This window comes from Gemmata sp. SH-PL17 (assembly GCF_001610855.1).
Classification (GTDB): Bacteria; Planctomycetota; Planctomycetia; order Gemmatales; family Gemmataceae; genus Gemmata; species Gemmata massiliana.
The window spans coordinates 2801630-2823398 of record NZ_CP011271.1; the positions used below are offsets into that span (position 1 = coordinate 2801630).

Consider the following 21769-nt stretch of genomic DNA (forward strand, 5'->3'; position numbering starts at 1 on the left):
GCGCGGTCTACTTCTCGATCTGTAACAGCTCCTCCGGGATTGAGGTGCGGGCCGGTCCCGCGGGGACCAGCGAGAAGAGCGCCAGCGCGACCAACCCGGCCCCGACCAGGATCGCGCCCGCGACGAACCCCGCGCCCCCCGCGACGATGTTCGGCAGGTCCGCGCACGCCATCGACAGGAAACTCAGGCCCATTCCGCCCGCGCCGGCGAGGACCGTGAGTGCCGAGAGCACCTTGTACGCAACCAGCATCACGTCGTTCGACACGGCACACCGAGGGGTTGGCGGAAGTGGTCGGGATCTTCCACCATCATGCCCGTGCAGAATGCCAGGAGCAAGGTTACTCTTTGCCGAGCACCAGATCGACGACCCAGCACTCGCGCACATGCGGCCCGGGTCCGCGGCAGTGGTCCAAATGTCGGCGCTGTCACACCCTGTGTCCTGGAGCGCGTCGCCCAGGATCGGCATCGCGCCGAACTCGCGCGACTCGTACATCTGAGAGGCGAGCGCGACGGCGGTCGAGGTGCGCCACGAGGGGGAGAAGGCGACCGGATGAAAGGGATTGCCGAAGATGTCGCGGAGCCAGTCGGATTGGTTGTTTTTCTCGACAGCCAAAGCAGATATGTATTCTGGCAACCGTGCAACAACCTCTTCGTCGCGGCTCCGGTTCTCAAGGCGTGGCCTCGTCTGAGGCGTCCTCCAAAGAGTGGCGAGGATCGCCAAATCAGGATTGCCACTCTGTGTAAGCGCGTCATACGCAGGCACTTCACTAGCCGCTTCGACAAGCCATTCCCAATTGCCGCGACTGATATGCTCGAAGCACCTCGACGCAGCGTCTACCGCGTACCCGACGGTGTCGGTAGGATCACGAGTTGCGCCGTGTCCGTCACTAGCCGCGTCGCTCAATGCCCTCTCAAATTCGCGCTCGTCTACCGTTCCTTCGATACAGCGTTCCAGGACCGCGATGGCTCTGCGCCGGTGCTCGACTTCATGGGGGTAGTGGCGGCGGCGGCGCTCGACTTCGGGATGCGCGCAGCGCGGCTCTATTCCATTGGTACCAACCAAATCAAAGCGCCAGCAACAAGCGAGTGCGAGCAACCTCAGTTTCCTTTCTGCTGCTCTCTCCCGTACCACTCCGATCATCGTCCTCGGATCTTTGCACACCAGCCATTCCGCTTCGGTCATCGGTCACCTCGTGAGCCGCTCCCAGGCGGAGGGGAGGGGAACCCGTTCTTGCCTTTCCTCTGCGCCCTCTCGTGCCCTCTGCGGTGAAATCCGCTCCCATTCTACCGCGCGGGGGCGTCCGGTAAGAGGGCGGTCGAAACCCGGAAGTGCGGGTGCTCGCGGGCTACGCGCGAACCGCTCGCGCCATTTCGCCGCCACTGCGGGGTCGGTGCGCCAGTTGGCTGCGTCGCAGCGCCAGCACTCGCCGCTGTCGGCGTCGTACAGCACGGCCAGCGAACAATACTCCGCGTACCGGTTCACCTCGTACACGCAGATCAGTTGACCGTTGTTCGCGCGCAGGGCCTCGAATGGGTCTTCACCCAACCGGGTTTCGCCCGGTTCGGGCAGTGGGTCATCGGCACCGTCCTCGCCGACGAGGAACACACCATCACACAGATCCTTACCTCACTGGGCCTGGAGGATCGGTGGCGCGTCGTCGAGCGGTTCGCCGAGTACGGCGCGTTCCGCCAGGAGAGCGTCGAGGGGCAGACGCAGCGACTCGTCGAGGCCGAACTGTCGCCGCGCTTCGCCGGCTACCGTGCGGTCGCACTCGACGACACCACGTGCCACCGCACGAGCAAGGCCGTCTGGGGCGTGTGCACGTTCCACGAGCCCGCCGGGCGCAGCCCCAACCGGGCGTCCACCGTCCGGGCGCACAACTGGGTGGTCGCCGGTGACCTGGTGCCCGGCACCCCGTGGACCTACCTGCCGCACACGGCACGGCTCTACTTTCGCCAGAAGCAACGCCCTCCCGGGGAGACCTTCGCCAAGAAGACCGACCTGGCGGTCGCCATGCTCCGGCAGGCGGACGCCGACTCCCCGGTGCCGATTCTGGCCGTGTTCGACGGGGCGTATGCCAATCAGACGGTGATCCGCCCGTGCCTGGACACGAGCAGCGGGCGGCGGATCGATGTGGTCACCCGGCTGAGGTGCAACGCCCGGTTGTACAAGCCGGTGCCGTCGGCACCGGCTCGCGGTCCGGGGCGCCCGCGCAAGTGGGGCGCGCGGTTACCGGCCCCGGAAGACCACGGGCGGTGGGGCGCGCGGTGGCAATCGGGAACGGTGTACCTGTACGGGCGGGAGCGGACGTTCCGGTTCAAGGAGCGGTCGTGTCGGTGGTCGGTGACGGGTGCGGCGGAGCCGGTGCGTGTGTTCGTGTTCGAGGTGGAGGGCTACGCCGGTGCGTGGTTCCGGGTTACTACCTCGGCCACCCTCACGCCGGCCGAGGTGGTCGCGGTGTTCGCGGCGCGGTTCCGGCAGGAGGACGGGTTCCGGGACCACAAGCAGCGGTTGGGGATGGAGGAGTGCCGGGCGTGGACCAAGGCCCCGGTCGAGCGCGCGTTCGTGGTTCAGATGGTGGCGTTGGCCCTGTTGCGGTTGCTGTCGCGGCGATTGGACGCGAGCCCGGAGGTCGGGCGCTGGTGGAGTGCCCCGGACTGGAACCGGAAGAAGAGCCACCCGTCGGTACGGGATGTACGGCGGGCCGTGTGGGCGCGACGGACGGAGTTTTCGCACTTCCTTCGAGAGTTGGATGGCCCGAGAGAATTACACCACGAACTCGACAACCCAAGCCGAGTGCTCGCCTGATACCTCATAGAATCCTGGAAACTACTGTCTAGCGAAGTGCTGTTAATTGAGCCGAGCGATCCCGAAGTGTTCAAAACGAATCAGCCGCGAACGTGCTTCCGGGCCGTGCGCTCGTGCGGACCAAATTGGGTGTAGCCAAGTTCTCTGGTACGGCTGCCGTAAGCTGGGTAATTGAGGTGACCTAATCCCGCGAACATGGACGTTCGATGAGCGCAACTGTCACGATTGAAATCCCTGCCGCCAGCGAAGCTCTTGTTCGGCAATTCCTGTCTCTCCACGAGGAACTTCGAGCCTTGGCCTTATCCGCTCCCGACGGCGCCGTTCTCGGAGCCTGCGAAGACGCGGCCGCACCTCGAGGGCGTGAGTTGACCAAGAACCTCTTGGCTGATGCGGTCCAACAGCGCGTCCACGCGGTCGAAAAAAGGCCAGGCAGGCAAACGTGTCTGGATCGGAAGTGGCGGCTGGTTTAACCTTTAGGTCGGCCTCCGAGGACGACCGATGAAGAAGGCGAAGACCGCGGAGCCAACGATCACCCGCGACCTGACGCCCGAGCGGGCCGCGTGCCCGTACTGCGGGCGGCCCATGTGGGCCGATTATGCGGCCCGCCGCACGGTCCACACCCTGACCGGTGTGACCCGTTTGAATCTGACCGTTCGCCGGTGCCGGACCGCGGCGTGCGCCGGTTACAAGAAGCCGTACCGGCCCGAGGCCGAGGGCTCGTTCGCGCTGCCCCGGCACGAGTTCGGGCTCGACGTGATCGCCCTGATCGGGCGCCCGCGGTACGCCGAGCACCGGTCCGTGCCCGAGATCCGGACCCACTTGGTCGCCCGGAACGTGTCGGTGTCCGAGCGCACCGTGACCAACCTGCTGGACCGGTACGACGAGTTGCTCGCCACGTCCCTGACCGACGATCACCGGGTCCAGAAGGTGCTGGCCGCCCAGGGCAAGGTGATCCTGGCCCTCGACGGGCTCCAACCGGACGTCGGGCGCGAGGTGCTGTGGGTGATCCGGGACGTGCTCAGCGGCCAGATCCTGCTGGCTAAGAGCCTGCTGTCGGCCCGGAACCAAGATCTGGCGGCCCTGCTGTCAGCGGTGAAGGGGGCGTGCGGGGTGCCGGTCGCCGGGGTCATCTCCGACGGCCAGCACTCGATTCGCAAAGCCGTGGCGCGGGCGCTCCCCGGTGTGCCCTACCAGCTGTGCCAGTTCCACGACCTGCGGGAGGCCGCGAAGCCCATTTATGAGGCCGATCGGCACGCCAAGGTGGCACTCAAGAAGAAGGTCCGCGGGGTGCGCCAGATCGAGCGCCAGGTCGAGGGGCGAACCGATCCCGAGGCCGGCGCGGTGCGCGGGTACTGCTCGGCGGTACGGAGCGCCATCACCGACGATGGGCGGCCCCCGCTGGACGCGTCGGGGCTCAAGTTGCACGCCCGACTGAGCGCGGTCGCCGGGAGCCTGGGGCGGGTCAAGGCCAAGGGGGCGCGCCGCCCGAGCTGACGCGCCTGGAGAGGATCCTCCGGGGCGCCCTGAGCGCGGCGGGTGGGGCGTTCGCGCCGTTGTACCTGGCGTTCGGGTGGGCGCACCGGGCGGCCCACATCCTGGGCCAAGTCGAACTCAAGGGGGCCGTCGTTCGGAGCCAGTTGAGCGGGCTGCTGGGCGCGATGGCGCGGCACCGGGGGGCGGTCGGCGACCTGAGCGGGGCCGTGGATCAGTTCGTGAAGGTGAGCCGGAGCTACTGGCCCGGGCTGTTCGCGTGTTACGACACGCCCGGGGTGCCACGGACCAACAACGACCTGGAGCGGGCGTTCGGGAGCCACCGGTATCACGAGCGCCGGGCCACCGGGCGCAAGGGCGCCAGCCCGTCGCTGGTGCTGCGGGGCGCGGCCAAGTTGATCGCCGGGCTGGCGACCCGGTCACGCGAGGTGACGGCGGCCGACCTAGCCGGTGCGGATCGGGCCGCGTGGAAGCAGTTGCGGGCCGAATTGGAGACCCGGCGGGAGCGGCGGGTCGAGCGGAGGCGATTCCGGCGCGCCCCCGACGGGTACCTGAAAGCCCTCGAAAACAAGCTCATCCAGTCACGTTTGCCGGCCTAGAAAAAGGGGGCGCCGATCCGCACCTGCTTCTGTGGAAGAGCCAAAGAGAATCGCGGGACCGCGTCCCGGCAGTTCGTGACCACCATCGGCGTTCTCAACCTGACACGGCGTTACTGGCAATGCCGGTGCGGGACCGAAGGAGCCTACGCTGCCGATGCCGTTATCGGTCTCGATCAGCGGGTCAGCAAGGTCGTTCAGAAACACGCTTGCCGGTTGGCGGCCGACGTGTCATTTGCCAAGTCCCGCGAGCACCTCCGCGAGATGTTGGGCGTGAGCCTGGCACCCGAGACCGTGCGGGCGCTGGTGGAGGCGCACGGGAGGGCGATGTCCACATTTCAACCGAACGATGAAGCGACTGCCAAAACGTTCCGCCGAGCCGAGGGCGAGGTGGAGTTGGCGGTTGACGCGGGCAAAGTGAACACACGCGAGCAGGGCTGGAAAGACTTGAAGATCGCCGTGATTCCCAAGCGGGAAGCCGGCTTGCCTGTGGCACCGGATCGGTGGCAGGAGGATCGCCTGCCGAAGGCGACGGCGGTGGTGTCGTTCGCGATGATTGCGGCATCGAAGGTGTTTCGCAAGACGTGGGACCCGTCGTTGCGGCGGTTGGGTGTTGCGGAGTTGTCACGAGTTCAGGCGCTGGGTGACGGGGCCAGTTGGATTTGGAAATCCACGGCTCATGTTCTGCCGAATTGCACGGAGACGTTGGACATTTATCACGCCGGGGCGCGCGTGAGCGCCTGTACGCAGAAGGTATTCGGTGAGGGCACACCGGAAGCGACCGCATCATTCGAACGTGGTCGGACGTTGCTATTGCGTGAGGGGTGGGCGGGTGTGTGTAAATGGGTCGGCGAGTTGTTGGCAGTGGAATCGGTGGAGGAACGAGCCCGTCGTCAGAACGCGACGGAAAAGTTATTGGGGTATTTCGCGAAGCACACGAAGCGGTTGAATTATCGGGACCAGTTGGCGAGTGGTCGTGCGATTGGCAGCGGTGCAGTAGAGGGGCAGGCGAAAACCTTGGGGTTACGACTGAAGACGCGGGGGGCCCGTTGGCTGAAGAAGAATGTCCGCCCGATGGCCAGTCTGGTCTGCGTCCGGAACTCCGTTCAATGGCAGGCCTATTGGTCGCTGGCGGCTTGACCCCAGAGAATTTGGTTACACCCCGTTTGCCGGCCTAGAAAAAAGGCGGCCGAGGGGCACGCCCACATCGTCCTGATCGACGAGTCGGGCCTGCTCATCAACCCGTTGGTGCGCCGCCGCTGGTCGGCGCGCGGGAAGACGCCGGTGATCGGCGGCGACGGCGGGCACCGGCGCAAGGTGTCGGTGATCGGGGCCATAACGGTCTCGCCCCGGACCCGCCTGTTGGGGCTGCGCTGGTCCACCCGCGCTGACGGGTATTTCGGGGCGCCTGAGGTCGTCGGATTCCGACGGTGCGTGCTCGGCGCGGTGCCGGGGAAGGTGATCGTGGTGTGGGACGGCAGGGCCAACCACAAGGGGCCGGTGATGCGCGCGTTCCTGGCGCGGAACCGGCGGGTGTGGCTCGAGCGGCTACCCGCTTACGCCCCGGAGCTGAACCCGGTCGAGCACGTGTGAGGTTGGCTCAAGTACGGTCAGTTGGCGAACTTCGTTCCGGATGACTTGGTTCAGTTGAATCGCGAAATCAATAACCGACTGAAACAATTGAGCACCGACCGCCCGGTGTAGCTTCTCTGGGAAGGGTCGGAGCTACCCTTCCCAGAGAAGCTACACCGGGAGCTTTGCTTACCTGCGGATCGGCGCCCCCTTTTTCTAGGCCGGCAAACGTGACTGGATGAGCTTGTTTTCGAGGGCTTTCAGGTACCCGTCGGGGGCGCGCCGGAATCGCCTCCGCTCGACCCGCCGCTCCCGCCGGGTCTCCAATTCGGCCCGCAACTGCTTCCACGCGGCCCGATCCGCACCGGCTAGGTCGGCCGCCGTCACCTCGCGTGACCGGGTCGCCAGCCCGGCGATCAACTTGGCCGCGCCCCGCAGCACCAGCGACGGGCTGGCGCCCTTGCGCCCGGTGGCCCGGCGCTCGTGATACCGGTGGCTCCCGAACGCCCGCTCCAGGTCGTTGTTGGTCCGTGGCACCCCGGGCGTGTCGTAACACGCGAACAGCCCGGGCCAGTAGCTCCGGCTCACCTTCACGAACTGATCCACGGCCCCGCTCAGGTCGCCGACCGCCCCCCGGTGCCGCGCCATCGCGCCCAGCAGCCCGCTCAACTGGCTCCGAACGACGGCCCCCTTGAGTTCGACTTGGCCCAGGATGTGGGCCGCCCGGTGCGCCCACCCGAACGCCAGGTACAACGGCGCGAACGCCCCACCCGCCGCGCTCAGGGCGCCCCGGAGGATCCTCTCCAGGCGCGTCAGCTCGGGCGGCGCGCCCCCTTGGCCTTGACCCGCCCCAGGCTCCCGGCGACCGCGCTCAGTCGGGCGTGCAACTTGAGCCCCGACGCGTCCAGCGGGGGCCGCCCATCGTCGGTGATGGCGCTCCGTACCGCCGAGCAGTACCCGCGCACCGCGCCGGCCTCGGGATCGGTTCGCCCCTCGACCTGGCGCTCGATCTGGCGCACCCCGCGGACCTTCTTCTTGAGTGCCACCTTGGCGTGCCGATCGGCCTCATAAATGGGCTTCGCGGCCTCCCGCAGGTCGTGGAACTGGCACAGCTGGTAGGGCACACCGGGGAGCGCCCGCGCCACGGCTTTGCGAATCGAGTGCTGGCCGTCGGAGATGACCCCGGCGACCGGCACCCCGCACGCCCCCTTCACCGCTGACAGCAGGGCCGCCAGATCTTGGTTCCGGGCCGACAGCAGGCTCTTAGCCAGCAGGATCTGGCCGCTGAGCACGTCCCGGATCACCCACAGCACCTCGCGCCCGACGTCCGGTTGGAGCCCGTCGAGGGCCAGGATCACCTTGCCCTGGGCGGCCAGCACCTTCTGGACCCGGTGATCGTCGGTCAGGGACGTGGCGAGCAACTCGTCGTACCGGTCCAGCAGGTTGGTCACGGTGCGCTCGGACACCGACACGTTCCGGGCGACCAAGTGGGTCCGGATCTCGGGCACGGACCGGTGCTCGGCGTACCGCGGGCGCCCGATCAGGGCGATCACGTCGAGCCCGAACTCGTGCCGGGGCAGCGCGAACGAGCCCTCGGCCTCGGGCCGGTACGGCTTCTTGTAACCGGCGCACGCCGCGGTCCGGCACCGGCGAACGGTCAGATTCAAACGGGTCACACCGGTCAGGGTGTGGACCGTGCGGCGGGCCGCATAATCGGCCCACATGGGCCGCCCGCAGTACGGGCACGCGGCCCGCTCGGGCGTCAGGTCGCGGGTGATCGTTGGCTCCGCGGTCTTCGCCTTCTTCATCGGTCGTCCTCGGAGGCCGACCTAAAGGTTAAACCAGCCGCCACTTCCGATCCAGACACGTTTGCCTGCCTGGCCTTTTTTCGGAGCCGTCAGCCGTCGGCCGACCACTGCACCGCGGGCCCGGGGCGGTAGACGATTGTGCGGCCGGTGAACAGTGTCGGCTTCGCGAGATGTGCCGCTCCGCTTGGTCGCCGATTTTCCGGGCGCGCCCGGTGCGGTCCCGGTTGCGCCGGAGGAACTCGCTGATCCGGCGCTCCTCGACCTCCAACTCGTCGTCGATGTGGTCCCGGGTCGGGTCGCCGATCCGCACCTGCCGGAGTTCCCGCACCTCAGCCAGACGCGCTTCCAGGGCATCGATCGCGTCGGCCCCGAGGGCGTCGTCCCCGCGGGTCGGCCCGGTGACGCCCACGCCGCCGTCGAGGCCTCCTCCGCGGACGCGGCCCGTGGCGCGTTCGAGTGGTGTCCGAGGACGCGGGCGGCCAGTTCCGAAGCCGTGAACGTGACGTTGGGGCGCTCGCAGGGCCGTTCCTTGTTTCATGTTGTGGATTTGAGTGCGGTTGGGTAATCGGGGCGCGTTGCCTCTTGGTCCCGGAGTTGCGCATGCCCCCTCGCACCCTGTACGACGCGCTCGCCACGCTCCCCGACCCACGCAGTCGCCACGGTCGTGTCCACCCCTTGCCTGCCGTTCTGGGACTCGTCGCGTTGGCCCTGCTCATGGGACGCAAGAGCCTCTCCGGGATCGCGCGATTCGGGCGACAACACGGAACCCCACTGGCCCACGCACTCGGGTTCCGACGGGGCCAAACGCCTACCACGTCCACGCTCTCGCGCACGCTCCGACGATTCGACGCGCAACAACTCGAAGGCGCCCTGTCGCGCTGGATCGAGGGGCGCATCGACCCCGCCGCGTTTGAACACCTCGCGCTCGACGGCAAGACCCTACGTGGGAGTCGCGACGGGGACGTGCCCGGACTGCACCTGGTCGCCGCGTTCGCGCCGGCGGTCGCGGCGGTTCTAGCTCAGGTGCGCGTCGATTCCCGGACCAACGAACACAAGGCCGCGTTGGAACTGCTGGGGATCCTGCCCCTGACGGGCAAAGTGGTGACGGGCGACGCGATGTTCTGCCAACGGGATCTGGCGAAACAGGTGATCGAAGCCGGGGGCGATTACGTCCTCGTGGCCAAGAACAACCAACCGGCCCTGGTCATCGACATCGAGGGCGGGTTCGCGTTCGAGGCCGCCGCGCGCTCGATCGCGGCGGCTACTTCCCCCTGAACCGGTCCCGACGCCCGCGCCGTCGGGCCGGTCGGCCACCTCAACGGACAAGGGCCACGGGCGTCGGGAGACGCGCACCCTTGAGGTCACGCGGATCCTGACGGTGAGCCCGATGTGGAAGGGACTCAAACAGGGCTTCAAGGTAACGCGCGAGCGCATGGTGAAGGGCGCGCGGACGGTGGAGGTGGTGCACGGGATCACCAGCCTCTCGGCGGAGCGAGCGGACGCGGCGACACTTCTGGGCCTGGTTCGGGATCACTGGCGCATCGAGAATCCGTTGCATTACGTCCGGGATGTAACTCTGGGCGAGGACGCGTGCCGGGTGCGCAAGGGCGCCGCCCCTCAGATTCTCGCGGCCTTGCGCAATGCCGTGGTTCATTTGTTGTCCGGAGTCCGGGCCAAGAGTTGTCCCGAGGCCATCGAACAACTTCAAATACACCCGGACCAAGCACAGGCGCTTATCGGCATCCCGCAAGGTGAATAAAGGAACGGCCCTGCCTGGGGAAAAGTTTCCTTCGCATCTTGTCATGTATGCGGGCGAGATTTATACCTAGATTTAGGTCTTCAATCCCCGATAGCTCAACGGTAGAGCGAGCGGCTGTTAACCGCTAGGTTCTTGGTTCGAATCCAAGTCGGGGAGCTGACAGAAGTTACGGCGGCTGAAGCACTTAGCTTACCTCGCGACGTTCGCGAGCGCGGTCGGAAGGGCTGGTTTCCGGGTAGCTCCTACCCGAAAACTCTTCCGGAGCGTTTGCAAATGCCACGTCCCAAGAATCTGCAACCCGCGTACAAGCACCACAAACCCACAAATACCGCCCGATGCTGGGTCGGTGGCAAATGGGTCAGTCTCGGTCGCTACGGCTCACCCGAGAGCCGACGCGAACACGCACGCATCCTCGCAACACTGGCTGCAGAAGCGGAGCAATCGCCACAATCGGTAGTGCCAGCGCCGTCACCACAACGCGATCTGACGGTGACGGAACTGCTCGCTGCATTCATGCTCTTTGCCCGTGACCACTACCGGCACCCCGACGGGCGCCCCACGTCCGAACTCAACAACTACGCGGTCGGGATTCGCCCACTCCGCGACCTGTTCGGGCGCACCCTCGCGCGCGACTTCGGCCCGAAATCTCTCAAGGCAGTTCGGGACGCGATGGTCGCCGCGAAGTGGGAGCGCCGGCAAATCAACAAGCGCGTCAGCCGCATCAAGCGCGTGTTCAAATGGGGCGCGTCCGAGGAACTGGTTCCCGCGTCCATATTTCACGCCCTGCAAACCGTCGCGGGGCTTCAGGCGGGCCGGTCCAACGCGATCGAGCGCGAGCCGATCAAGCCCGTGCCCGATAACGTCGTGGACGCGGTGCTCCCGTTCCTGACGCGCCACGTGGCCGGGTTAGTCCGGTTCCAACGGTTTACGGGGTGCCGACCGGGTGAGGCGTGCGCGCTCCGCCGGTGCGACCTCGACACGAGCGGCGACGTGTGGCTGTTCAAGCCCGCCAAGCACAAGACCGCGCACCGCGGGAAGTCCCGAACGATCGCGATCGGGCCGCAGGCGCAAGCCGTGCTCGCGGAGTTCCAGACCGACGACCCGAACGAGTACGTGTTCTCCCCCGCCGCGGCTGTTGCGGAGTCCCGCGCGGCCCGAGCCGCGGCGCGCGTCACGCCCCGCTACCCGTCGTCGGCGCGCCCGCGCCAGGAGCACCCGGATCGCGTACCCGCGGCGCTGTACGACGTGTGCTCCTACGGGCACGCGGTGGCGAAGGCGTGCGAGCGCGCGTTCCCGCCCCCGGCACCACTGGCCCGACGGGACGGGGAGACGATCGCCGCGTGGCGCGCCCGGTTAACAGTGGACCAGCGCGCCGAGTTGAAGCTCTGGCAGAAGGAGCACCGGTTCCACCCGAACCAGATCCGCCACAGTTACGCGACCCGGGTACGGAAGGAACACGGACTCGAAGCGGCGCAAGTGCTGCTCGGTCACGCGAAGGCGGATGTGACGCAAGTGTACAGTGAGCGCAACGACGCCCTCGCGGTCGCGATCGCGGCCAAGATCGGGTGAGCGCGGTTTCATAACGACCACTCACAACGGCCGCTGCAACGCCAATTGCAGCGGCCGTTGCATTTCCTATCGCGATTCGTGGTGCAAGTCTGAAAGCCCGTAATTCCTAGCGTCGCGCGCGTTGTTTTGTGCGGAAAACGGGCATTACACTCTACGACCCTATACCGCACGTACCTCACCACAACGAGCAAGAACGATCTCACCACGGAACTCCGAGAAAAGCTGATCGGCATGGCCGCGGCCGCGCGGCTGTTCGGTAATGCCGGGCGCGGTGGACGCTGTCCCCATCCGTCGACGCCAGCACGGTACGTACAGAAGGGTTCCCGTCTCCCAGATGGTACGTGGTTGAAGCTCAAAGCGGTGCGCGTGGGCGGGCGATGGGCGACCACGGAGAAATGGGTTCAGGAGTTCATCGCCGCCATGACGGAAGCGCACCTCCCCGCGACGCCAACGGCCCCGCGAACGCCCGCGGAACGGGAACGGGATGTCGCCGCTGCAAACGCGACGCTCGCGCTCCTGGGCGTCTGACGCTCAACAGATCGCGGAGGCGGTACCCTCCGGCACCGTGGAAATGTTCCTGAGTGAACTCCCCTCGCAGTAACGGCAGAAGCCGAAACCGCTCAATGGTCGCTTGAGCATTGAGCGATTTCCGAGAACCCGAAGCCCAGAACGCGCGGAGCCAAAACGAAAGCACACCGCCCCGCGTGCGGTGTGCTTCGGCCCCGGCGCCACCCGGAGCAGTAACAGGAGTGACAATGAATTCTACGCACACAAGTGACGAAAATAAAGCGACAGAATTAGCAATCGATTCAATTGCAGCTGATTTCGAGCAAGGCGCCCCGTTACGGAAGGACGACGTTCAAACCGTCGCTGGGGCGCAGCCTCTCGGAGCGGACACGTCGTTTACGGTTCACAAGCGGGCCATGCACACACCCGCACGTGAGGCGGTATCGATCACCGGCGAGACGCCGCAAGACGCGATTTTGGTGGCTTTGAGTACGAGTGACTTGCGGGACGAAGTCATCGAGTGGGCGAGAAAAGACAAATTGTGTGTTGCGGAGGGGGACTACCACGATCTGTATCAACCGCGTCCCGAATTGACGGAAATTCGCGCCGCGGAACTTCAACCGCGGCCATTCGCCTACCACCTTTCGCACGGTATGGGCTGCAAATTATTCTACGCTGCGGCTGATGGGTACACCGCGGAAGAACTCGCGGCTGTGGGCGCGATCGCGTGGCGAGAGAAAGACCCGCGAGCGAAAGTGGAAACACTACGAAATACACGCAACCCGAAGTCGCCCTCGACCAAGCACGGTGGCGCTCTGGGTGGCCCGGTCTACGTCCAGACTCCAAACACCGACGTATCCGGCTTTACATTGATTTTTCGCCCGCGTCGTGAAGCAAATCCGGAAAAATGGGGCGCGTGGCTCGAAACGCGCGGCTGGCACATTGGGCAGCGCATCGCACACGAAGAGTGCCTGATCGACCCCGGCCCGTCGTCATCCGTGAACCCGGTTCAGGTCGGTGAAAAAGGCCTCATGTGCTACCGGTGTTTGGGCAAGGGGTTAACCTTCGGTCGGATGCCGACCCCGGGCCTCACTCCGTCCACCGCGCTCGTCCCAGACGACACGGCCCGCGCACCGGCGCCCGCCTCGGACAGCCCGCTCCTCCGGATGATGCAACAGGGATCGCGGTGGGAGGTTACCGCACCACACCTTCGTAAACGGTTCCCGGGCATACCCGATTCGATCCTAAAGCCCGCGTACTCGGCGGCCGTCTTCTCGTGTGCCCGCGAAGCCGGCGCGGACGTCGAGGCCGCGCGTAAGAAGGCGGATCGGGCGATGCTGCCCGTGAACACCATCGCCAACTTCCTCGAACGGCCGAAAGCCACCGCGAAGTGCGATCCCGCAGACCGCAAGACCGATGTCGTAAGGTTCAGCAACCCCGCCAAGAACAACACAGTTACGATCGAGGGGTGCAAAAACGGTGCGGTGGTTTTCTGCGATCGGGCGAATCCGACCAGCGAGAAGCGGCGCCGCGCGATCGCGGACGCACTCGGGGTTACACCGCACCAATTGCTCCAAATGTGGAACGAACTCGGGGCGGCAGACGAACATACGTTTCAGGTGGCGGATCTCCCGGCCGACCCGACCGGAACGGCCCCTCATGAGTTCGAGATCGTCGGCCGGAACGTCAACGACATCGCCGCCGACATCGTGGCCGCGGTCGGGAGCACGCTCAACAGCTTCCCCAGCGGCTTGTTCGCGGTCGAAGACGGGCACGTGGTTGCGATTTCCACCGCGAAGGCTCTACACGCCTACGTCGCGCGGGTGGTGCGGAACGCACAGTACCCGATTGTGTGGCGGGACGGGACGGGGTTACCCGTCTGGGACGATATGCCCGGCGCGGTGCGCGCCCTTGTGCCCAAGTATCACGGGTACTTCCCGCGCCCGCGATACCCCATGCCTTCGGACATGTTCTGCGTCGAGTCGGTTCCGTTGCCTGCGGCGCAGCGCCAGTGCCCGCACTACGACGTTCTCGATCGCTTCATTGGGGAATTTAACCCGGCAGCGGCCGTCGACCGGGTGCTGCTGAAAGCCGCGTTCGTCACGTTGAGTTGGGGTGGGCCACCGGGCAAGCGCCCCGTGTTTCTATTCACGGCGCCGGAGGACGATGCCGAGGGCGGGCGGGGTGTGGGTAAATCTACCGCGGCGGAATGCAATGCCGCACACGCGGGCGGGGCGCTGTCGTTCACGCAGGACAGCACGGTGAGCGACCTTCGGACCCGCATCTTGTCCCCGGAAGGAACGGGCAAGTGGGTCATCATCCTGGACAACATCAAATCCGATCAACTGAGCAACGGGGACTTTGAAGGGTTGATCACCGCGGAAGAACACTCGGGCCGTCAACTGTACGCGGGAGAGGGGCGGGTTCGGAACTACCACACGATTTTTCTCACTATGAACGGCGGGTCATTGAGCAAGGACTTCGCTCAGCGCGTGGTTCCGATCCGCCTCGCGCGTCCGAGCACGCGCGACCTGCGTTGGGGCGACAATGTGAACGAATACCGCACCAACCCGGACTATCACGCCGAGTTGTGGGCCAGCGCGATCGACGTGATCCGCCGAGCCGAGACACTCGATTGGGCGTCCGCGCCGGGGCTGAGCCGGTGGTCGCTGTGGGAGACGAAGATTCTGGCCGGGTGCTGTGCCGATCGCGCGGAGTTCGAGGCTGTGTTACGGGAGCTAGGGGAGCGGCGCGACGCGGCCGATAGCGACGACGTGAACGCCGAAGCGCTGGCCGAAGCGTTCCGAACCTACCTCGCGACGCAACGGGCGGTTCCGCGCGACGAACTCGAATCGGCGGTGATCGAACTGACGGTCGAGGAGGTGGCGATGATCGCGGACGGTGCTCTGTACCGGACCGGGCGCCGCAAACCTGCGGCGGCCCTCGCCGAAGTCGGGCGCTACGCGGGCAAGATCCCGCAAATCGTGCGCGGTCGAACGAACACCGCGCGAGTGTACTTTTGGGTCGGAGGTGACCTGCCCGACGCGAGTGGGCTACGCGCGCGAAAGAAAGCGACCGAGCTACGCGATCTTGTCGGGCAGTCGAGAGCCGCGAAGTCGGGCAAGCACGGACGGCAGTCGGGTGACAGGCGTGACGGATCGGTGACAGGGGCGACAACTTACCCTGTCACCGGCTCAAAGGCTTGAAATTACAGGGGTTGTAACTGGTTAGTGACAGGGTGACAGGGTAAGTGACTTAGAAACTAAGTACAGCTAAGGATCTCTCTCTTAATGAGAGACACAGATGCCTTTGCCAGAGAGAAGTAGGTAATACGCTTCCCCCCTGTCACCTGTCACGCCCTCGCTCCAACCGCTTGTAGCTCTTGGAGTTCAATGCGTGACAGGGTTGAAAACTGCCCCTGTCACCTCGTCACCTGTACTCGATCGCAGTGCGGGCAACTGTAACCAAGATCGCGATTAAAGATCCAATTGATAAGCGTTTCAATTTGCAAGCGAAGTGTGAGTTTTTGTTGGCTCTTGGTTGAACTGGTTTCCGCGGTCACGGTGACCGCAGTTTGGTCCCTTAACAGGAGTCTGGTAATGAGCACGACAACTTCCGCCCAGGTCGGCGCACCGAAGCTGACCCTGACGGGCAACGCGAGTCGGAGCGCGCTCACGATCCCCGTTTACTTTCCGCTCTCGACGAGGGACGCGATCGCGCGTCTTGAAGAACTTCAACTCGTTAAGATCGCGAGCCACAACGCGATCGACGAAGCGGTGCGGAACGCCGGAAACCTATCCGACCGGCAGAGCGCGATTGCAGTGCTGACCGCCGACGCGCAGGCGAAACTGGATGCGCTCGGGAGCGAGATCGCGGCGTTCGTGAACGCCCGGCTCGATGAAGTCGCCCGACAGGAAGCGGCGATCGAGGCACTCAACGCACTGCTGCTCTACTAACGTTCGTTCCCCCGCCCCGGCTGCACGGCAGCCGGGCGTAGGGGACACAATTTACGCACGCACGAAGGTGATAAAATGTCTAACGATGAGCATGTAATTGATACCCGCGACCGCGAGATTGTGGAGTTGGTCGCAGCGGGACGAACGGTGACGGAGGTCGCGGCGGCGGTCGGCGTCTCGTCGCAGACCGTGTACCGGCGCCTCCGCGCGCCCGCGGTGAAGGCGCTGCTCCTGGAAGCACGCGCGGCACAGTGGCAGCCCGCGGCCGACGAGCTTCGGGGCGGCGTCCCGCACGCGGTGAAACGCCTGCTGCACCTCGTGGACAATGCCGCAAACGAGGCCGTTCAGGTGCGCGCGGCGGTCGCGCTCGTCGAACTGGCTACGAAGGTCCACGAGCTTACCGACGTGCAACCGCGGCTCGCCGCGCTCGAAGCCCGGCTCGAAGAGTACGGCGCACAACAGGAGGTCCACCTATGAAGCGCAAGAAACAAATCACCAGCACGACCGATACCCTTGAGCGGTTGAACGCTCTCGCGAACCGGCTCCGAAAGGCTCGCGGGCTACCGCCTGTGCCGCTGCCGAAGCCGCTGAATCTGGCCAACCACAAAACCGATTGTCTGTGCGCGTGGTGCGAGCCGTATTTAAAGGTCAGCTCACATGGGGACGTGGGCGCCAATCCCGCGTGCCTTCCGCGCGATCCCCGTGGACCGTGCCGGTGGTGCAACGAGTGCCGCGAGCGCGTGCGAGCCGATCCGATGACGCCGATTCGCTACTGGCTCCAGATCGAGGCGGCCGTGAGCGCGGACCTCATCCGGGAGCTTCACGCGAAAGCGAAGGCGCGCGCCGCGAAACCGAAGCCAAAACCGCGGAAGCGCCAGTAGCAACTGTTTCAAAATCGCGGGCGGAATCATATACTCTTTCGCCAAATTGTTCTTCAAATCGAACAGGAGTGAAAGATGCCCGCGATTGAGCCGCCGGACGTCGCGACGATTAAGAGTTGGAAGATCCGCGAGCGCGGCGTTCGCGACGGTGGAAGTCCGACCGAAGCGTTTGAAGTCGATTCGAGCCACGCAGAGAGGACTTTCCTGTGTGCTTGGGAGCACCGTTCCGCCGTATTCGCTTTTTTCCTCGGCCACGCGCAGATCTACGTAACCGTCCGGTGAAGTCCAGGTCTTGCGTGGTGAGGTACGATGGAGCATTTCCTCGGGAGTGCTCCTCATGCCTCGACCCCACCTGCGTGACCCCAAGCTCGAACAGTTCTGGCGTGCGAAGCTCACGACCTGGACCTCGTCCGGTCTGAACATCCGAGACTTCTGCCGCAAGCACCGACTCTCCGAGCCGTCCTTCTACGCGTGGCGTCGTGAGATCGCCGCTCGCGACGGTGCTCCCGTCCCCAAGCCCGCTGTAACTCCCCAGCCCACCGCCGTATCCCGGCGCCGTTTCGCGCCGGCCCCGAGGCCACGACCCACAACGCCCGCGCCGCGCCGTAGCTCGACGACAACGCCGCGTTTCGTGGCTCTGCGCGTCGTACCCGACACCCCACTCGAACTGGTGCTCCGCTCGGGTCACGTCCTGCGTGTCCCACCGGGCTACGACGCGACCCACCTGCGTGCCGTGGTCGCCGCCCTGGAGGCCCAACCGTGCTGAGCCTCGCGCTGCCCGGGCGCGTGTTCGTGTGCGCCACGCCGACCGACATGCGCAAGAGCTTCGACGGGCTCTCGGCCGTCGTACGCGAGCACCTCAAGCAAGACCCACTCGCCGGCGATCTGTTCGTTTTTCGCAATAAGCGCGGGGATCGACTCAAGCTCCTCTACTGGGACGAGGACGGCCTAGCGGTCTGGGCCAAGCGGCTCGAAGAAGGCACGTTCCAATTCCCGGCGGCGGACACCGATGGTGCCGCGGTCGAGGTGAAGGCCACCGAGTTGGCACTGATCCTCGGCGGGATCGAGCTCAACTCCGTCGAGCGGCGCAAGCGCTACCAGCGGCCCACGCCACGTTGATGTCCTCCCCGTTCGCAACTCTTCGGCCTTTCGCTCGTCGGAAGGGTATGACGCTTCCCCGGCCCGACGACCCGCTCCCCGACGACCCGCGCACGCTCCAGGCGATGGTGCGGGAGTTGCTCGACGCGCTGGCCGCCGAGCGCCAGGAGAGCGCGGCCCTTCGCATCCGGCTCGATCAACTCCTGCGCCGACTTTACGGACCGAAGTCCGAGAAGGTTCCGGACACGACTTCACTCGACACGAGCGCGACCCGTGACAACGCATTGTCATTGACGCCCGTACCCGAGCCACGCACCGGGAGCGGCGACACACGCCCTAAGCGAAGCCACGGGCGCCGACGCCTGCCACGCGACTTGCCGCGACGACGCATCGAACACGACGTGGCCGAAGCCGAGAAGCTCTGCCCGTGCTGCCGTCGCTCGCGCGTACGCATCGGCGAAGAGATCAGCGAGCGACTCGACTACCGGCCCGCAAGTCTGTTCGTCGTCGAGCACGTGCGGCCGAAGTACGCCTGTCGTAACTGTCACGCGCAACTGGTCGCCACCCCGATGCCACGCGAGGCGCTGCCCAAATCGGTCGCCGCCCCCGGCCTGTTGGCCCAGATCATCACCGCCAAGTTCGCCGACCACCTCCCGCTCTACCGGCTCGAAGGCATTCTGGCTCGGCACGGCGTGGAGTTGGCGCGCTCGACGATGTGCGACTGGCTGGCCGGTTGCGCCGCGGTCCTGCAGCCGATCTACGACGTGATGTGTGCGCGGGTGCGACGCGCGAAGGTGATCCACACCGACGACACCCCGGTGCCCGTTCTGGACCGGACACGGAACCGCACCCGCACGGGTCGGATCTGGGTGTACGTCGGTGACGCACGCAACCCGTACATCGTGTACGACGCGACACCCAGCCGCAGCCGCGACGGGCCGCAGACGTTCTTGAAGGGGTACAAGGGGTACGTTCAGGCCGACGCATTCGGCGGGTACGACGGGCTCTATGCCACGGGCGCCACCGAGGTCGCGTGTTGGGCGCACGCGCGTCGCAAGTTCGTCGAGGCGCAGGAGAGCGACACACGGCGGTCACTCGAAGCCCTGGCGTTCATCCGGCGCCTGTACGACACCGAGCGTTCGGCCCAGGAACTCGACCGTGACAACCGATGGTCACGGCGTCAGCGCGAATCCGTACCGGTCTTACACGCGCTGGGAACGTGGCTCGACGCGACGCGCGCCGAAGTGCTACCGAAGAGCCCGCTGGGGCAGGCGATCACGTACGCGCGGAACCAGTGGGCGGCGCTGAACGTGTACGTCACCGACGGCGACCTGGCGATCGACAACAACGCGGCCGAGCGCGCCTTGCGCGGTGTCGCCGTGGGGCGAAAAAATTGGCTGTTCTGGGGAAGTGATGTCGGAGGTACGACGGCCGCGATCCTGACCTCGTTCACCACGACCTGCAAGCGCCACGGGATTGACCCGTGGTCCTACCTCTCGGATGTCCTCACGCGGCACCCGTCACACCCATCGGATCGCATCGCGGAACTGCTCCCCGATGCCTGGGCACAGGCCCAGCGCACGTCATAGCTCAAGTCGGCTTCCGTTGCGGACCAGGCTCTCGCGTGCGAAATTCATCGCCACCCGGCAAGACTGCATTTCGCCGGGCGCTTACAGATCTACGACGATTCGGGCACGACGAAGCTGTCCCGATTGCCCGCGCAGGCGCACCCCAAGTACCGGAAATTGATAGCGACCAAGATTCTTGCCGCGCGTGGCCACAAGTGGATCGGGAACGAAGTGCCAATCGATTCCGAAGAGGGGTACGAGTTCAACGCGGAACAGCTCAACGTGTTCCAGGACTGCGAATTTAGCGTCCTTTACGAGCATATGCAGTTCGCACAGGCGACAGATGAGGACGTTGCAGATGCGGGTGATGACGAGACCATCCGCTACGTGAGTCGTGACGCCTTTGAGGTTGCGGGCGAATACCTCCAACTGCCCGGGGCGGCGTTCGTGTGGCAGCGCGGCACTCCTGCGGCCCCGAACGGTCAGTCGATCCCGATGAACGTTGGTAAGATCATGCCGTCCGCGGTGGTGAGTGTGACGTGGCACCGACTCCCAGAGGAAGCGCTGCAACCCGGAAGTGCGCTGTGGCAGCGGGTATTCGGCAGCGACGAAGGAGATGACCAGTTCTTGGGGAAGATCAACAGCGCCGAAATGTTCGGCATGCCACAAGGATGTGTGCTGTTCTCCGGCTTCAAACCCATCCGCCGGCACTCACCGCTCGGCAACGGGTACGAGTGGGACATCACGTTTGAACTGAGTTTCAAGCCTTCGGGGTGGAATTGGGTGTACTTCATGGACCCGACCGACCACACGAATAGCGGGTTCTACTTCGTGGGTAAGCCGGGCAGCGGCGTTCAACCCGCCGACGAACTCGACGACGGGGTGTCGATCTATAACAGCATCGATCTGAACGACTTGTTTAAGGTGAGCTAGGGGTTCTTTTTCTCGCACTTGATGATCCAGATTTCGCCCTGGCCGACTGTGGACGCGCTTTTGACAACCCAAACCGTGCCTTGTGCGTCGGTGAGCTTATCGCCGGGGTTGACCTTGTTCCCGGCAAGCGTCTTCGTCTTCGCATGCCACGAGATCGACGTGTCTTTGGCTGGGTCGCCCTTCGTGTAAACCTCGACCTCTTTGACCACTTCGAGTGACTTGCCGTTCTTGTCAAAGACTTCGAGTTTCAGCTTCTTGTCGAACTTGTTGGGTTCGGTTCCGTCGGCCATGTTCGGGTATCCTGCCACGAGGAAAAGGATACCGATTATATGCGCAAGAACGTTGATTCTAAACACCGTATCGCCTCCATTTCGGCCCCGCATGCTCTTGAGCGGTCGACCGCAACGGAGCACAATATCAGAGCGATCAGGCCAAAGAAACAGGCGAATTCGCGACGCATTCTGCAATACGGCGTGTCGCAAAGCTAAAAGCGGCAACGCCTCAATCAACGTCACAATGACATTGATTGAGGCGTTGCGAATTTCTCGCGAGCAGTGGGCTACTCTTCGTCGGTTTCCGACCGCGCTCCCGGTTCCGTCGCGAAATCGTTCAGAGTCACGTCGAACGCGGCCGCGAGTTGTTGCAGCGCGGTGAATGACGGTTCGGACCCGCCGCGTTCCCATCGCATGTACGTCTGGACGTGGACGCTAACCGCCGCCGCGGCGTCTTCTTGCGTGATGCCGGCTGCCTCGCGAAGCGCCCGAATACGAGCGCCCAACGGACTTGGTTTCTTCTGATTTGCCACGATAACCATGAAAACCCGCCCCGACAGCAATAAGTGCCTTTACAAACATAGCGATTTCGCTAGGTTGTTTGGGGCGGTCGGATGTTGCGACCGCAGTTCGATGCGGCGGGGGCTGGCACCCCCGCCGCATCGCAGATCCCTAACTTAACTAGGAATCGTTTGAAATGTTACCGAGCACATTGCCCTTTCGCAAGGACGTCCCCGGTCGTTTCGCGATCGTCGCCGATGGTGAACTTATGCACGCAGCCTTACCGTACCACACGGCCCTGGACACCGCGGCCGATCTCGAAGCTATTGGGTGCCACGTCCTCATCTTCCCGGTTCGTGAACGCGAGTGATCCTTCGTCCCCGTTTACAACGCATGTGAGTCGCCTCGCCATCGGCGACGCGACTCACATTTTAAGATCTTTCAATTTC

23 protein-coding genes and 1 tRNA gene are annotated in these 21769 nt (G+C 65.0%); 20 read left to right on the top strand and 4 right to left on the bottom strand.

The annotated features are described in order from the left end of the window. Window positions 1-7 precede the first annotated feature (7 nt). A complete protein-coding gene (locus VT84_RS39575) occupies window positions 8-613 on the bottom strand; it encodes a hypothetical protein (RefSeq protein WP_162271537.1) in 606 nt (201 codons plus the stop codon). Window positions 614-1501: 888 nt separating this feature from the next. On the opposite strand from VT84_RS39575, the gene VT84_RS11615 reads away from it, so the two are divergent. From VT84_RS11615 to VT84_RS11630, 4 genes are all read left to right on the top strand, one after another. Then, window positions 1502-2809, top strand: coding sequence for a transposase (locus VT84_RS11615; RefSeq protein ID WP_082839622.1), 1308 nt, complete (start codon window positions 1502-1504; stop codon window positions 2807-2809). 582 nt (window positions 2810-3391) lie between these two features. Beyond that, window positions 3392-4899, top strand: a protein-coding gene (locus VT84_RS11620; RefSeq protein WP_204249811.1) for an ISNCY family transposase whose coding sequence is annotated in 2 segments (ribosomal slippage) — window positions 3392-4277 and window positions 4277-4899 — 1509 coding nt in all. Because the reading frame shifts where the segments join, the coding sequence is not laid out codon by codon here. A gap of 75 nt (window positions 4900-4974) precedes the next feature. Continuing rightward, the gene (locus VT84_RS11625) at window positions 4975-6036 is read left to right on the top strand and encodes a hypothetical protein (protein WP_082839623.1); all 1062 of its coding nucleotides are present in this window, start codon (window positions 4975-4977) and stop codon (window positions 6034-6036) included. A 75-nt stretch (window positions 6037-6111) separates the two neighbouring features. After that, complete coding sequence (locus VT84_RS11630; protein ID WP_255359564.1) at window positions 6112-6489, top strand: transposase; 378 nt, start codon at window positions 6112-6114, stop codon at window positions 6487-6489. A 195-nt stretch (window positions 6490-6684) separates the two neighbouring features. On the opposite strand, the gene VT84_RS11635 is transcribed toward VT84_RS11630, so the two are convergent. Beyond that, window positions 6685-8192, bottom strand: a protein-coding gene (locus tag VT84_RS11635; protein ID WP_204249811.1) for an ISNCY family transposase whose coding sequence is annotated in 2 segments (ribosomal slippage) — window positions 6685-7307 and window positions 7307-8192 — 1509 coding nt in all. Because the reading frame shifts where the segments join, the coding sequence is not laid out codon by codon here. Window positions 8193-8448: 256 nt separating this feature from the next. Between VT84_RS11635 and VT84_RS11640 the strand changes: the two genes are divergently transcribed. The 15 genes from VT84_RS11640 to VT84_RS11710 all read left to right on the top strand — a co-directional run bounded on the left by VT84_RS11640 (window position 8449) and on the right by VT84_RS11710 (window position 20547). After that, entirely contained in the window at window positions 8449-8841 is a 393-nt protein-coding gene (locus tag VT84_RS11640) for a hypothetical protein (protein ID WP_082839625.1), read from the top strand. Between the two features lie 35 nt (window positions 8842-8876). Then, window positions 8877-9551, top strand: coding sequence for an ISAs1 family transposase (locus tag VT84_RS41675; RefSeq protein WP_082839626.1), 675 nt, complete (start codon window positions 8877-8879; stop codon window positions 9549-9551). Next, on the top strand, window positions 9442-10035 hold the full coding sequence (locus VT84_RS41680) for an ISAs1 family transposase (RefSeq protein WP_255359565.1): 594 nt from the start codon (window positions 9442-9444) through the stop codon (window positions 10033-10035). The genes VT84_RS41675 and VT84_RS41680 overlap by 110 nt, the downstream gene beginning before the upstream one ends. Window positions 10036-10119: 84 nt before the next feature. After that, window positions 10120-10191 (top strand) — tRNA-Asn (locus tag VT84_RS11655). 117 nt (window positions 10192-10308) lie between these two features. Further along, a complete protein-coding gene (locus VT84_RS11660) occupies window positions 10309-11604 on the top strand; it encodes a tyrosine-type recombinase/integrase (protein WP_082839628.1) in 1296 nt (431 codons plus the stop codon). Window positions 11605-11949: 345 nt separating this feature from the next. After that, entirely contained in the window at window positions 11950-12132 is a 183-nt protein-coding gene (locus VT84_RS40750; RefSeq protein ID WP_239465792.1) for a hypothetical protein, read from the top strand. Between the two features lie 395 nt (window positions 12133-12527). Beyond that, window positions 12528-15317, top strand: a complete 2790-nt coding sequence (locus VT84_RS11670) for a hypothetical protein (RefSeq protein WP_082839630.1) — start codon at window positions 12528-12530, stop codon at window positions 15315-15317. Window positions 15318-15710: 393 nt separating this feature from the next. Beyond that, window positions 15711-16067 carry a hypothetical protein gene (locus tag VT84_RS11675; RefSeq protein WP_082839631.1) on the top strand — a complete coding sequence of 119 codons (357 nt, stop codon included), beginning with the start codon at window positions 15711-15713 and terminating at the stop codon, window positions 16065-16067. 75 nt (window positions 16068-16142) lie between these two features. Beyond that, window positions 16143-16544 (top strand): helix-turn-helix domain-containing protein, encoded by a 402-nt coding sequence (locus VT84_RS11680; RefSeq protein WP_082839632.1) that lies wholly within the window; start codon window positions 16143-16145, stop codon window positions 16542-16544. Further along, entirely contained in the window at window positions 16541-16948 is a 408-nt protein-coding gene (locus VT84_RS11685) for a hypothetical protein (protein WP_082839633.1), read from the top strand. Before VT84_RS11680 ends, VT84_RS11685 begins: the two co-directional genes overlap by 4 nt. 75 nt (window positions 16949-17023) lie before the next feature. Continuing rightward, window positions 17024-17230 (top strand): hypothetical protein, encoded by a 207-nt coding sequence (locus tag VT84_RS11690; protein WP_082839634.1) that lies wholly within the window; start codon window positions 17024-17026, stop codon window positions 17228-17230. 55 nt (window positions 17231-17285) lie between these two features. Further along, the gene (gene tnpA, locus VT84_RS11695; RefSeq protein ID WP_082838827.1) at window positions 17286-17714 is read left to right on the top strand and encodes an IS66 family insertion sequence element accessory protein TnpA; all 429 of its coding nucleotides are present in this window, start codon (window positions 17286-17288) and stop codon (window positions 17712-17714) included. Next, window positions 17708-18067, top strand: coding sequence for an IS66 family insertion sequence element accessory protein TnpB (gene tnpB, locus VT84_RS11700; protein ID WP_082838828.1), 360 nt, complete (start codon window positions 17708-17710; stop codon window positions 18065-18067). The genes tnpA and tnpB overlap by 7 nt, the downstream gene beginning before the upstream one ends. A gap of 47 nt (window positions 18068-18114) precedes the next feature. Further along, complete coding sequence (tnpC, locus tag VT84_RS11705; protein ID WP_162271604.1) at window positions 18115-19635, top strand: IS66 family transposase; 1521 nt, start codon at window positions 18115-18117, stop codon at window positions 19633-19635. Window positions 19636-19845: 210 nt separating this feature from the next. Continuing rightward, complete coding sequence (locus VT84_RS11710; RefSeq protein ID WP_157469441.1) at window positions 19846-20547, top strand: hypothetical protein; 702 nt, start codon at window positions 19846-19848, stop codon at window positions 20545-20547. Here the strand turns inward: VT84_RS11710 and VT84_RS11715 are convergent. Together VT84_RS11715 and VT84_RS11720 are read right to left on the bottom strand one after the other, a co-directional pair. Then, complete coding sequence (locus tag VT84_RS11715) at window positions 20544-20837, bottom strand: hypothetical protein (RefSeq protein ID WP_082839636.1); 294 nt, start codon at window positions 20835-20837, stop codon at window positions 20544-20546. The two genes, VT84_RS11710 and VT84_RS11715, sit on opposite strands and share 4 nt — an antisense overlap. Before the next feature lie 269 nt (window positions 20838-21106). Continuing rightward, window positions 21107-21361, bottom strand: coding sequence for a helix-turn-helix domain-containing protein (locus VT84_RS11720; RefSeq protein ID WP_082839637.1), 255 nt, complete (start codon window positions 21359-21361; stop codon window positions 21107-21109). 155 nt (window positions 21362-21516) lie between these two features. On the opposite strand from VT84_RS11720, the gene VT84_RS38405 reads away from it, so the two are divergent. Continuing rightward, a complete protein-coding gene (locus VT84_RS38405) occupies window positions 21517-21690 on the top strand; it encodes a hypothetical protein (protein ID WP_157469442.1) in 174 nt (57 codons plus the stop codon). Window positions 21691-21769 lie beyond the last annotated feature (79 nt).

What these genes read in the sequence shown, in the direction of transcription:
- VT84_RS11685 (WP_082839633.1), top strand. Translation starts at nt 16,541, where the DNA reads ATGAAGCGCAAGAAACAAATCACCAGCACGACCGATACCCTTGAGCGG.
- VT84_RS11715 (WP_082839636.1), bottom strand. Translation starts at nt 20,837, where the DNA reads ATGGCCGACGGAACCGAACCCAACAAGTTCGACAAGAAGCTGAAACTC.
- VT84_RS38405 (WP_157469442.1), top strand. Translation starts at nt 21,517, where the DNA reads ATGTTACCGAGCACATTGCCCTTTCGCAAGGACGTCCCCGGTCGTTTC.
- VT84_RS11720 (WP_082839637.1), bottom strand. Translation starts at nt 21,361, where the DNA reads ATGGTTATCGTGGCAAATCAGAAGAAACCAAGTCCGTTGGGCGCTCGT.
- VT84_RS11690 (WP_082839634.1), top strand. Translation starts at nt 17,024, where the DNA reads ATGCCCGCGATTGAGCCGCCGGACGTCGCGACGATTAAGAGTTGGAAG.
- VT84_RS11680 (WP_082839632.1), top strand. Translation starts at nt 16,143, where the DNA reads ATGTCTAACGATGAGCATGTAATTGATACCCGCGACCGCGAGATTGTG.
- tnpA (WP_082838827.1), top strand. Translation starts at nt 17,286, where the DNA reads ATGCCTCGACCCCACCTGCGTGACCCCAAGCTCGAACAGTTCTGGCGT.
- VT84_RS11660 (WP_082839628.1), top strand. Translation starts at nt 10,309, where the DNA reads ATGCCACGTCCCAAGAATCTGCAACCCGCGTACAAGCACCACAAACCC.
- VT84_RS41675 (WP_082839626.1), top strand. Translation starts at nt 8,877, where the DNA reads ATGCCCCCTCGCACCCTGTACGACGCGCTCGCCACGCTCCCCGACCCA.
- tnpC (WP_162271604.1), top strand. Translation starts at nt 18,115, where the DNA reads ATGACGCTTCCCCGGCCCGACGACCCGCTCCCCGACGACCCGCGCACG.
- VT84_RS11675 (WP_082839631.1), top strand. Translation starts at nt 15,711, where the DNA reads ATGAGCACGACAACTTCCGCCCAGGTCGGCGCACCGAAGCTGACCCTG.
- VT84_RS11670 (WP_082839630.1), top strand. Translation starts at nt 12,528, where the DNA reads ATGCACACACCCGCACGTGAGGCGGTATCGATCACCGGCGAGACGCCG.